The sequence below is a fragment of the Nitrosospira sp. Nsp2 genome, assembly GCF_003050965.1.
Lineage (GTDB): Bacteria > Pseudomonadota > Gammaproteobacteria > Burkholderiales > Nitrosomonadaceae > Nitrosospira.
Map to the genome: position 1 here is coordinate 1 of NZ_QAOU01000004.1, position 12,102 is coordinate 12,102.

The window sequence follows — 12,102 nt, forward strand, 5'->3', positions numbered from 1 at the left end:
CCAAATTTGTACCACCTCGAGTCGTACCACAGCGACATGTCGTAATCACGTCCTCCCGACTTCGCCGTGCTCGACGTTTCATAGGTTGTTGCCATATTCATTTCCTCCTGTTACTAATAATGAGAGTACAGAAATAGCTTCCAACGATTGTTGGCGGGCAATACCGCCAGCGATTCTTAGACCGCTCTTAATTATAGCAAGTTCGTGATAATTACAACCCCTTTTTCATCAGGGCTAATATAAGACAGTTGCGTTCTGAAAAAGATCAACTTTAGATCTGGGTGTGGGTTATCAAATAGTGCGATTTACAGCATAACAATCGCTGGCTCCGGCCAACAAAAATGTGAGCTTGAGCCCCGCAATTATTACCTCCATAAAACTTCTTTCAAGACGCCGAGACGCGTCCACTGGCGTTTTTGTTTGCACGCAGCAAGGTTTTTAATGCCAGCAGGCAAGTGCGGAAGCCGGTAAAATTGCATTAATCTATAGGTACATAACTATATCGTGCAGCAACTGGGTATTGCCGCTTATCCTGTCACAAACCGTGGGGAAGCCGCTTACTCGTTGCCGCAACATTCTTCTTTCAGGGAACAACATGAATTTCGTTAAAAGAAGCTGCATATTACTTTTCTGTTTAGCCAGTTCCATTGCCGAGGCGGGGGCGATCGACAGCCTGAAGAGCTTCATTCAGAACGCTCGTACGGTCCGCGCGGAATTTTCACAGACAGTTCTGGATAAAAATGCGCGCGTGGTGCAAAAGGGAAGTGGGATCATGCAGTTTGAACGGCCGGGCAAGTTCCGGTGGATTTATGAGAAGCCGTATGAGCAGCTGATCGTCGGTGACGGCGCCCGCATCTGGTTTTACGACCAGGATCTCAACCAGGTTACCGTGCGTAAGCTCGACGCGGCTATTGGCAGCAGCCCGGCCGCTTTGCTTGCGGGTAGCGGCAACATCGAAACGGAATTTGATCTTGAGGAACTCGGTTTACAGGGAGATACGGAATGGCTTGAGGCAAGACCAAAAGCCAAAGAAAGCACTTTTGAATGGGTTCGCCTGGGTTTCACGCGGAAGGGGGCGTTGAAAGCAATGGAACTCCACGACCAGTTTGGGCAGACTACGGTCCTGGTATTTGCTGGCCTCGAACAAAACTCAAGACTTGCGCCGGAATTGTTTAAATTCAATCCGCCCCCTGGTGCGGACGTAATCAGTGAGTGATTTATTTGAAGGGCCGCAACCGGCTGCGCCCCTTGCGGAACGGCTGCGTCCGCGGGAATTGAAAGATGTGGTCGGACAGCAGCACTTGCTTGGTCCTGGCAAGCCGTTACGCCTTGCTTTTGAATCCCGCAAGCTGCATTCGATGATTCTGTGGGGGCCGCCCGGCACTGGCAAGACCACATTGGCCCGACTCATGGCGGTCGCGTTTGATGCTGAATTTATTGCTCTGTCTGCGGTGTTATCAGGGGTTAAGGATATACGCGAAGCGATTGAGCGCGCACGCGCCGTACTGCAACAATCCGGCCGGCATACGATCCTGTTCGTGGATGAGGTACACCGCTTCAACAAATCCCAGCAGGACGCCTTCCTGCCCTATGTGGAACAAGGGCTGGTAACCTTCATCGGGGCCACTACGGAAAATCCTTCATTTGAGGTTAACAACGCGTTGTTGTCGCGTGCGCAGGTGTATGTGCTCACCCCTTTATCCGAAAGTGAACTCAACATCCTGTTTGAGCGTGCCGCGGGATTCGTGCTGAAAGAACTGGAGTTCCCGGCCGATGCCAGATCACTATTGATCGGATACGCAGACGGCGACGCCCGGCGGCTGCTCAATTTTCTGGAGCAGATTCAGACTGCCGCGGCTATTGGCGGAATCAGGACCGTCGGCGTGGATTTTATCCGGAACGCGCTTTCTCGCGGTTCTCGCCGGTTTGATAAAGGTGGCGACGAGTTTTACGATCAAATTTCGGCGCTTCATAAATCACTGCGTGGTTCGAATCCCGATGCTGCGCTTTACTGGTTGTGCCGAATGTTAGATGGTGGAGCCGATCCGCGCTACATCGCCCGACGGCTTATTCGTGCATCTGTTGAGGACGTTGGTCTTGCAGATCCGCGCGCCTTGCGCGTAGCGTTGGATGCCTCTGAAACATACGAACGCCTGGGCAGCCCTGAAGGCGAACTGGCGCTGGCGCAGGCCACGGTATATCTTTCCTGTTCGCCTAAAAGCAATGCCGCCTACGTTGCCTACACACAAACCCGCGCTTTCATCAGCAGCGATAAATCTCGCCCTGTACCTGAGCATTTACGCAATGCGCCCACCCGACTGATGAAGGAGCTGGGCTTCGGCCGAGAATACAGATACGCTCATGACGATCCCGAGGCGTATGCTGCAGGAGAAAATTATTTCCCAGACGATATGCCAGAGGTTAAATTTTACGAACCGCAGATGCGGGGATTCGAAGGTAAAATAGCGGAAAGGCTTGCGCATCTCCGCGCCCTGGATGATCAGGTAAAGAAAAAGCCGTAAAAGCTAAAGCTATGGACCGCTCAATGGCCGCCCTTTGCATTGGGGGCATTAGGCATGCGATTGTTGGAGTTTAGATGTTAGATATTCAGTTATTACGCACAAACCTGGAAAGCGTTGCCGGAATTCTTGCCACGCGCGGCCATAGCTTTCCCATCATAGAATTCGAGACCATGGAGGCCGAGCGTAAAAGTCTCCAGACTCATACTCAGGAACTACAAGCGCGGCGCAATGCCGTGTCAAAGCAGATCGGCAATGCGAAAAGCAAAGGGGAAGATATTACCCATCTTCTCGCCGACGTGGCTAATCTTGGGGAAGAGCTGCATCTGGCTGAAACGCAGCTGCAACGGACTCAAGCCGCATTACACGACATGCTAATGCAGGTTCCCAACCTGCCGCACGCCAGCGTGCCGGTGGGTGACAGCGAGAACGATAATCGCGAAGTGCGCCGTTGGGGTATTCCGCGCACATTTGATTTCGCGGTTAAAGATCATGTCAGCATCGGAGAAAATCTCGGTCTTCTGGATTTTCCGACTGCCGCAAAACTCAGCGGCGCGCGCTTCAGCCTGATGAAGGGTCCCCTTGCCCGGCTACACCGCGCGCTCGCGCAGTTCATGCTGGACATGCACACGCGTGAGCATGGCTACACCGAGACGTACGTGCCGTATCTCGTCAATGGTGAAAGTCTGCGGGGCACAGGCCAGTTGCCAAAGTTCGAAGAAGACCTGTTCAAGGTCCAACGGTTCGGTTTTGAGATGAAAGAAGGATCGGCCGAACGAGCGCTAGCAGGCGAGCATTACCAAAGGGGTACGTCTTCGCGCACGGATGAATCGTTGTATCTGATTCCTACGTCCGAAGTTCCGCTTAGTAACATCGTACGCGATGAGATCGTCGCGCTTGAGTCGTTGCCGATAAAACTCACCGCGCATACCCCGTGTTTCCGTTCCGAAGCGGGAAGCTACGGCAGAGATACCCGCGGCATGATTCGACAGCACCAGTTCGACAAAGTCGAACTGGTGCAAGTCGTGCACCCGGAGAAATCTTACGAAGCGCTCGAGGAACTGACCGGCCACGCCGAGAAGATTCTCCAGAAACTAGAGCTGCCTTATCGCATAATGTTGCTCTGTACCGCTGACATGGGTTTTTCAGCCGCGAAAACATACGATGTAGAGGTATGGCTGCCGGAGCAGAATACCTACCGCGAAATATCGTCCTGCAGCAATTGCGAAGCATTTCAGGCGCGGCGCATGCAGGCGCGTTTTCGCAACGAGAGGGGTAAACCGGAGCTGGTCCATATACTGAATGGTTCTGGTTTAGCGGTGGGAAGAACGCTTGTGGCGATTCTGGAAAATTTCCAGGAGGCTGATGGGAGCGTATGGGTTCCCCACGTTTTACGGTCCTACATGGATGGGCTGGAAAAGCTCGCGGTGGGGTGACGTCTTCCATCACATCCAATGATTCTTATCACAAAGGAGTGTTTCTATCATGCAGAGCGCAACTGGCGGTGAAGTCGGCGGTGGCACAAGCACGGACACCTCCGTGCTTGAAGCGGAAATACGAAATACTGTTGTCCAGGGAAGCAATGTTCAGCAGGACGTGCACGACCTGACGATAAGGGCTTTGCGCAAGCAACATCGAGATCACGAATCACTGCGGCATGTTATCTCAGCTGTACTTAAGGGCGCTCGTGAAGGGGCGGAGCAGAAATTGCAACAGACCCCGGTACAGGCGCAAATGGTGCTGAAATCGACCAGGGACGCGGTGGCCGGTCTGGACGCCGCGCTGGCGCAACTTGCTGAAGCGTCGAAACTGGCTTTGGAGGAAGCAGCGGGGCGGGCACAGAAGTTCTCGAATGAAGAGCTTATGCGCGTGCGCAAAGACCTCGAAAGCATTGAGAGTCTGTTTCTGGAAATATTGCAGAGTTCTGCTTCAACTGCTCAGAAAGCGGTCAGTGAAACGTTGCACGATTTGGCCTTGCACGCTAAGCGGAATGGAACCGCTGTCGGCGCGCAGCTCAAGGATACCCTTAAGGCTTTTAATCAGCAGATCACTTCAGTTGGACACCAACAACTTGAGGCGGGCATAGAACTGACCCACGCCATCACCAATCTCATGCGTGAAGTCGCTGCGGATGCTCTCAAGAGCATCGCGGAGCGCGTTAACCCTGACAACAAGTCAGACAGAGATTAATACAGCGCTCTTAGTCTCAAGCAGGGGAAGAGAGAGGGCAGCCAGCGGGTTTGCTGCCACAAGCGGTGCTATATTTCACCGCCGAAGCCTGCTGTTGCGGCGGATTGGCGTATGGTCGGGGCAGATCGCGGCTATTACATGACAAAGAGACGCACCGTTGAATCTCGTCCTCGCGAGAACCGATCAGATGCTGCATCCGTCCTCGTCACATGCGGCATTTCCCGCATCCGTCCCCGGGTCTGCCGTCACGTCAGGCGCTTCGTCCGTTTCTTCGGAAAGCAGGGCGCCAATGGAAAAGCCTAGCGTTAGGTCGCTTACGTGACCGAATTTATGCAAGCGAATGCGCCCTCCCTTATCGATCAGAACAAGGCTTGGCGTTCCTTGCATTTGGTAAGCGCGCATCGTGAGGGGTACGCCTTGTGCCGGGCCATCGTACTTATCAATCCCGATAGGAAAGCGCAGTCTATATTCGTATACAAATACCTCAAGCGCGTCACGACCCATGACTTCATGATGTTCAAAAACAGTATGCATTCCGATCACCGCAACCCGGTTCGGATCGAATTCCTGGGATATTCGCTGTGCCTGGGGAATTCCCATCTGTATGCAACCCGGACAGAAAATCTGAAAGGTATGCAACACAACCACTTTGCCGCGTAGCGAATCAAGAGTTATAGGCTGAGGAGTATTAAGCCAGCCTGATGTCTGCAACTCGGGAGCCATGCTTGCCCTGAGGGCATCTTTGGTTTCCTTCATTCTGATATCCTGAAAAGAAAAAGATGGATGAAAAAAAGCACCCGGCCTTGAGCGGGTTGAGCATCAAGTCGGGTGCAGGTACCTAAGGCAGAGAAGGTCGCGCGCTTTCGGAACTACCACGCCTACCACACGCGCAGGCTTCTCGCCCGTATCGTTCTTTCCCGTTCCTGTTATTTGGGCTTGCCCGCGGCTTTTGCCGCGCGCAGCACGGGATAGTGTTGGGTGAAGACCATGTCTTCAGCGGCGTTGGCCTTGTGGCAGGCCGCGCACGCGTCGTCCCGCTGCGCCGCGGCGCTTGACTTATCATCAAAGCCGAAATAGGCCCAGTTGTTGGGCTTGTCCGCAAACCGCTTCTTGTCCTTGACTGTTGCCGCGATACCGAGAAATTCCCCTTGGAAGTATCCATTGCCACTTGCCGAGCTCTTCGTGCCAACGCTGGCCAATTCCTTCACAATAATCGTGCCGCTCCGGAATACCCCGGTCTTTTTATAATGAGCCCAGCTAGCAGGATCGATGTAAACATTATGAAATTCCGGGAACGCGGGTTTCCCGTCATTCATGTCGTTCGGCGTGACCTGGGCGCCAACGAAAATCCATTCTCTGTAATCGGTCGGTCGAACCAGGTCGCCGACGTTATTGAATATCGCATACTCCTTGCCGGGGTGGGAATCGCTATGATCGGAGGCCGTAGCCGTCTGTGCATGCATCCCCGAGACCCCGGCCAGAAGCAGGGTTAAAAATATTCTTTTTAAAACCTGTTGTTTCAACAATATCGCAACCCCCTAATTAATAACCAAAATCCCAGTAGCTTTATCATAGCGATGCGATGCCATAATAGACAAAACTCGGCCGTTTCGTCAAGGCGGTTTGCCCGGCGACTGCTTCAGGCACCATCTAAGGAGCAAGGTTTGGGTGTTCTGGCTCAATTACTTGTGAACTTTCCGCGCTACTGAGCCAAAGGTTTTACCAATAAGGCGGCGAAATGCCCCAGAAATGTAGCAACGCGCTCCCGGTTGTGTATCGCCTTGCGTCAGCGTGCGGTCGGGGCAAAGTTCCAGCTGTTTTTCATGTCCGGTTGGTTCGGTACCACCTCACTCCCCTGGTCCTCTGAAACTGCAGTCCAACGATACGAACGCCCGTTTACGGGGAGGCGGGGTGGGACATGACGCACGGTTAATTTTTCGTTCCCGGACGATCTTACCCATAATTCCATTAGGGTAAAATCACCACGTTTTCAAGAGGGAAAAATACCGCTTTTTAGAATAGGGGCATTATTAATTTTGATTAATAAAGATGGTGTTCTTTCTTGTACGGCTAATTTTGCTGTGATAGAATTCCGGCCTGTTTTGGTAGGGGCTCACGGGTCAAATAACTAAAACGAATAACGAAGAAAAGAGGGAAAAGCGGAAGCAGCCGAAGCTGTAAACGAGGACTAATAAGTGCCTGAATCAGGCGAGATACATGGGTTTCAGGCGAATTCCGATTTTATGCGATTTGCGATTTTTACCGGATTCAGCAATCAGAGTGCATAAATAGGATTAATTGTGTCAGCGGATGTTGTAGTCGTGGTCTCCAACTTCGTATTACTTTTCGTGGGATGGGGAATCCGATTTTTTAGCTGTTGATGATGGTTGCGCATATTTTTTTTTTAGTTGAAACTTTGAACTTATGGAAATGCGTTTATTCTTAGCGTTTGGTATTCACATAAGCCCATAGAATAACACAATTAACGACATTCGCAACGTGGTTATTTTTGCGTCTGACATGAAGAACGGCCGCGCCGAATCAGCAGTTCGGAGGAATCGGAGGCGACCGGAAAGTCAGTCAGTCCAAGAGGGCCGGTCAATATCGTGGAATTTGGATTTAGTGGCTCGTACTGTAATCAGTAATCAAGTTGGGGGGAAATATGAGCAGTAAAGCAGCAGCAAGAATAGTGGGGGTAGTGACGGCTGGGCTGTATAGCGGGCTGGGGATGGCGGCGACGCCCGATCCCTACCAGTTGAACCTGCCCGAACCGCAATCGGTTATTGCGCAGCAGATATATGACCAGCACACAATGCTGTTATGGATCTGCCTCGTGATATTCGTCGGCGTGTTTGGGGTAATGTTTTACTCCGTGTTGAAGCACCGCAAGTCGCTGGGTTACCCGGCTGCAAACTTCCATCACAGCACCACGGTCGAGATCATCTGGACCATCATTCCCATCTTCATTTTGGTTGGCATGGCCTACCCTGCTACCAAGACCATCATTGCCATGAAAGACACCTCCAGCCCGGACATCACCATCAAGGCGACGGGATATCAGTGGAAGTGGGGCTACGACTACCTGACGGGTGAAGGGGAGGGGATCAGCTTTCTGAGCAGTCTTGCCACCCCCAAGGCGCAAATCGAGAATGCCGCACCCAAGGGCGAGAATTACCTGCTGGAAGTTGACAACCGCGTGGTGGTGCCGGTGGGCAAGAAGGTACGCGTACTTCTGACTGCCAACGACGTGATCCACGCCTGGTGGGTACCAGCGCTGGGCGTGAAGCAGGACGCCATTCCCGGCTTCATTCGCGATGTCTGGTTCACGGCGGACAGGCCCGGCACGTATCGCGGGCAGTGCGCCGAACTATGCGGCAAGGAGCATGGCTTCATGCCGATTATCGTGGAAGCGGTGGAGCCGGCAAAGTATGCCCAATGGGTGAGCGAGCAGAAGACCAAATTGGCGGCGGCGACGGTGGATGTCAACAAGGAATTCACGATGGATGAGTTGAAAGCCGAAGGCGAGAAGGCTTACGCTGCCAACTGCGTGGCCTGTCACCAAGCCAACGGCAAGGGCATACCCGGCACATTTGCGGCGCTGGACGGCTCCAAGATCGCGACGGGGCCCAAGGCCGAGCATATCAACATCGTCATGAATGGCAAGGCTGGCACGGCGATGGCGGCATTCAAGCACCTGTCGGACGTGCAAATCGCGGCGGTGGTCACCTATGAGCGCAATGCCTGGGGCAATACGGCAGGCGATCTGGTGCAACCATCCGAAATCAACCAGTTAAGAAAATAGCATCAGGAGGAAATCATGGCAGCAGTAGATCACGATATAGGACATCACGACGACCACGACCATCATCCGACTGGCTTGATGCGCTGGGTGGGCGCCACCAACCACAAAGACATTGGCACGATGTATCTGTGGTTTAGCTTCATCATGTTCCTGAGCGGGGGCGTGATGGCGCTGACTATTCGGGCCGAGCTGTTCCAGCCGGGATTGCAGATCGTTCAACCCGAGTTTTTTAACCAGCTGACTACAATGCATGGCCTGGTGATGGTGTTTGGAGCCATCATGCCGGCGTTCGTAGGCTTCGCCAACTGGCAGGTTCCGATGATGGTCGGAGCGCCGGACATGGCCTTCGCGCGCATGAACAACTGGAGTTTCTGGCTGCTGCCGCCGGCGGCGCTGCTGCTCATGAGCTCGTTCTTTGTACCTGGGGGCGCACCAGCAGGCGGCTGGACGATTTATCCGCCATTGTCTGTACAAATGGGCATGGGCATGGATATGGCCATCTTTGCGCTCCACATAATGGGTGCTTCCTCCATCATGGGCTCAATCAACATCATCACCACCATTCTCAACCTGCGGGCGCCGGGAATGACCCTGATGAAAATGCCCTTGTTCGTCTGGACCTGGCTGATCACAGCCTATCTGCTGGTCATGGTGATGCCGGTACTGGCCGGAGCGGTAACCATGCTGCTGACGGACCGGAACTTTGGCACCAACTTCTTTAACGCGGCCGGCGGCGGCGACCCGGTGATGTTCCAGCATATATTCTGGTTCTTTGGTCACCCGGAAGTCTACATCATGATCCTGCCCGCATTTGGCATCGTGTCGGAAATTATCCCCACGTTTGCGCGCAAGCCTCTGTTCGGGTATTCATCAATGGTGTACGCCACGGCATCCATCGCGATTCTGTCCTGCATCGTCTGGGCGCATCACATGTTTACTGCTGGCATGCCGGTCACTGGCCAGCTGTTTTTCATGTATGCCACTATGCTGATTGCGGTGCCGACCGGCGTGAAGGTGTTTAACTGGACCGCAACCATGTGGCGAGGTTCCATGACTTTCGAGACGCCCATGCTGTTTGCCATCGGTTTTATTTTCCTGTTTACCATCGGCGGCTTAAGTGGCGTGATATGCGCGATCGTGCCGATCGATATTCAAGTACAGGACACCTATTACGTAATCGCGCACTTTCACTATGTGCTGGTCTCGGGCGCGTTGTTCTCGATCTTCGGTGGGGTTTACTACTGGATACCGAAATGGACCGGGCACATGTATGACGAGACCCTGGGCAAGTGGCATTTCTGGTTGTCAATGTTCTTCTTCAACCTCACCTTCTTCGTCCAGCATTTCCTGGGCTTGGCAGGAATGCCACGCCGTATTCCCGACTATGCGCTGCAGTTTGCCGATTTCAACATGATTTCCAGTATCGGCGCCTTCGGCTTCGGGTTTACTCAGCTCCTGTTCCTCTACGTGGTTTTGAAGTGCATCCGCGGTGGCGTAAAAGCACCGGCCAAACCGTGGGAAGGAGCAAAGACGCTCGAATGGACATTGCCTTCGCCCGCTCCCTATCACAGCTTTACGACCCCTCCAATTGTTAAGTAGCAAGGGTTGATAATGTCGAACGAAGCAGAAAGAAGGCGCAGAGCGATCAAAACCGCCCTCTTTCTGTTCGCCATAGTGACGGCGATATTTGTGGGTGTTCTCTTCAAGAACTGGAAATGAACACGATTCACGCCAACTCGGTAATACTAAAGAAGCTATTGATTTTTACCTTAGTAATGTTTGGCTTTGGTTTCGCGTTGGTGCCGTTTTATGAAAAGATCTGTGAAGTCACGGGTATCAATAATTTATTGCAGGCAGATACGATAGCGGAAGAAGTCAAGGTTGATACCGCCCGCTGGGTGACGGTGGACCTGGACGCAAATATCCGCGGATTACCTTGGGAATTCAAGCCGCTACAACGCAACATACGCGTGCACCCAGGCCAATTGGTTGAGGTTATGTACGAGGTAAAGAATAACTCGGACCGCGAGATCAACGGTCAGGCGATACCGAGCTACAGTCCGCAATTGCTTGCCAAGCATTTGAAAAAGCTGGAGTGCTTTTGTTTCAGCAAACAGGTGTTAAAGCCAAATGAGACCAGGCAGATGCCGGTTCAATTCATGATTGAATCGACCCTGCCCGCCGATTTCAACACGGTGACCATTTCGTACACGTTTTTTGAACTTGGGAGTGATCGAGCCGCAAGTGATGGGTAGCCGAGCAAGTCAACGTTGAGAGACGACGAGGAAAAACCGTCCAAAGCAACATTTTTTCAAGCGATGAAGGCTGTTTCGTGGGCTTTTTTTGGAGTTCGGAAACAGAGCGATCACGACCACGATGCAGCGACGCTGACAATGGGACAGGTCATCATCGCCGGAATTATCGGTGCGGCCCTGTTTGTTCTCGCTGTGTTTTTGCTCGTTAAGTTTGTAACAAGTTAAAGATTAATTAAATCATACGCAGGAGAAATAGCATGAGCCAAGAAGGGGGTCACTATTATGTTCCAGCGCCGTCGGGCTGGCCTATCACAGGGTCGATTGCGCTGTTGTTTATGGGTTTCGGTGCCGCATTTTCGGTCAACAAACTACCGTTGGGATATGGATTGCTGGCAATGGGATTCGCCATACTCATCTACATGATGTTCGGCTGGTTTGGCGTTGTAGCTCGCGAAAGTGAGGGAGGGGTGTATAACCAGCAGGTGGACAAGTCTTTCCGCTGGGGGATGAGTTGGTTCATCTTTTCCGAGGTCATGTTCTTTGCCGCCTTCTTCGGCGCCCTGTTTTACATGCGCATCTTTTCGATTCCCTGGTTATCCGATCTGGAGCATAAAATTCTCTGGCCGGACTTCACTGGCGATTGGCCCACGGCCGGTCCGGGCATCAGCGAGAAGTTCATGCCGATGGGCCCATGGGGACTTCCGGCAATCAATACCCTGATACTGCTGACATCTGGCGTAACCGTGACGTGGGCGCACTGGGCATTGAAGCTGAACAAGCGCGGGCAACTCAAGCTGGGGCTGTTTCTCACTTTCGCGTTGGGTTTTCTGTTCGTCGGTCTGCAGGCATACGAATACGGTCATGCATATTCAGATCTCAACCTCAAGCTGACTACCGGAGCGTATGGCGCGTCGTTTTATATGTTGACGGGCTTTCACGGCTTCCATGTGACGCTGGGCTCCATTATGCTGCTGGTCATCTGGTGTCGGGTAATGGCGGGTCACTTTACCCCAGAGAACCACTTTGGTTTCGAGGGCGTCGCATGGTATTGGCACTTCGTTGATGTGGTCTGGCTGGGACTGTTTATTTTTGTGTACTGGCTCATATAGAAATTCAAGCCGCCACCCCTGCTAAAGCGTTATGAAACCCATATAGGTTCCCAGCATTAGCAGGGTAAACAGAAGAAGCGACAGGCTGATGCGAAGGGTGAGGGACTTTACGGCGCGGGTACCATGCCCCTTATCCTTTACCATGTAGTACAAGGCCGACGCCAAGCTGCCGAGTATGAGGAATAGAAACAGTACGGCTGCGATTTTCACGATATATTCCTGTAATT

General features: G+C 52.7%; 12 protein-coding genes. 9 read left to right on the forward strand and 3 right to left on the reverse strand.

What is annotated here, in order from left to right; translation table 11 throughout:
• Positions 1-595 precede the first annotated feature (595 nt).
• The 4 genes from lolA to C8R31_RS09825 all read left to right on the forward strand — a co-directional run bounded on the left by lolA (position 596) and on the right by C8R31_RS09825 (position 4,709).
• Positions 596-1,216 (forward strand): outer membrane lipoprotein chaperone LolA, encoded by a 621-nt coding sequence (gene lolA, locus C8R31_RS09810; protein WP_107693902.1) that lies wholly within the window; start codon positions 596-598, stop codon positions 1,214-1,216.
• A complete protein-coding gene (locus C8R31_RS09815; RefSeq protein WP_107693903.1) occupies positions 1,209-2,522 on the forward strand; it encodes a replication-associated recombination protein A in 1,314 nt (437 codons plus the stop codon). The genes lolA and C8R31_RS09815 overlap by 8 nt, the downstream gene beginning before the upstream one ends.
• A gap of 74 nt (positions 2,523-2,596) precedes the next feature.
• Complete coding sequence (serS, locus tag C8R31_RS09820) at positions 2,597-3,955, forward strand: serine--tRNA ligase (RefSeq protein WP_107693904.1); 1,359 nt, start codon at positions 2,597-2,599, stop codon at positions 3,953-3,955.
• A 49-nt stretch (positions 3,956-4,004) separates the two neighbouring features.
• Positions 4,005-4,709 carry a DUF6781 family protein gene (locus C8R31_RS09825; protein WP_107693905.1) on the forward strand — a complete coding sequence of 235 codons (705 nt, stop codon included), beginning with the start codon at positions 4,005-4,007 and terminating at the stop codon, positions 4,707-4,709.
• Between the two features lie 183 nt (positions 4,710-4,892).
• Here C8R31_RS09825 and C8R31_RS09830 read toward each other — a convergent pair whose 3' ends face one another.
• Positions 4,893-5,465, reverse strand: coding sequence for a peroxiredoxin (locus tag C8R31_RS09830; RefSeq protein ID WP_107693906.1), 573 nt, complete (start codon positions 5,463-5,465; stop codon positions 4,893-4,895).
• A gap of 170 nt (positions 5,466-5,635) precedes the next feature.
• Positions 5,636-6,172: a cytochrome P460 family protein gene (locus C8R31_RS09835; RefSeq protein ID WP_107694156.1), complete on the reverse strand. Its 537-nt coding sequence runs from the start codon at positions 6,170-6,172 to the stop codon at positions 5,636-5,638.
• Positions 6,173-7,371: 1,199 nt separating this feature from the next.
• On the opposite strand from C8R31_RS09835, the gene coxB reads away from it, so the two are divergent.
• From coxB to C8R31_RS09860, 5 genes are all read left to right on the forward strand, one after another.
• Entirely contained in the window at positions 7,372-8,511 is a 1,140-nt protein-coding gene (coxB, locus tag C8R31_RS09840) for a cytochrome c oxidase subunit II (protein ID WP_107693907.1), read from the forward strand.
• A gap of 15 nt (positions 8,512-8,526) precedes the next feature.
• Positions 8,527-10,110 (forward strand): cytochrome c oxidase subunit I, encoded by a 1,584-nt coding sequence (gene ctaD, locus C8R31_RS09845; RefSeq protein ID WP_107693908.1) that lies wholly within the window; start codon positions 8,527-8,529, stop codon positions 10,108-10,110.
• Positions 10,111-10,226: 116 nt separating this feature from the next.
• Complete coding sequence (locus C8R31_RS09850) at positions 10,227-10,766, forward strand: cytochrome c oxidase assembly protein (RefSeq protein WP_107693909.1); 540 nt, start codon at positions 10,227-10,229, stop codon at positions 10,764-10,766.
• Positions 10,767-10,781: 15 nt separating this feature from the next.
• Positions 10,782-10,991, forward strand: coding sequence for a DUF2970 domain-containing protein (locus C8R31_RS09855; protein WP_219907509.1), 210 nt, complete (start codon positions 10,782-10,784; stop codon positions 10,989-10,991).
• Positions 10,992-11,023: 32 nt separating this feature from the next.
• Positions 11,024-11,875 (forward strand): cytochrome c oxidase subunit 3, encoded by an 852-nt coding sequence (locus tag C8R31_RS09860; RefSeq protein ID WP_107693911.1) that lies wholly within the window; start codon positions 11,024-11,026, stop codon positions 11,873-11,875.
• 21 nt (positions 11,876-11,896) lie between these two features.
• Here C8R31_RS09860 and C8R31_RS09865 read toward each other — a convergent pair whose 3' ends face one another.
• Complete coding sequence (locus C8R31_RS09865; protein ID WP_107693912.1) at positions 11,897-12,085, reverse strand: twin transmembrane helix small protein; 189 nt, start codon at positions 12,083-12,085, stop codon at positions 11,897-11,899.
• Between the last annotated feature and the right edge of the window lie 17 nt (positions 12,086-12,102).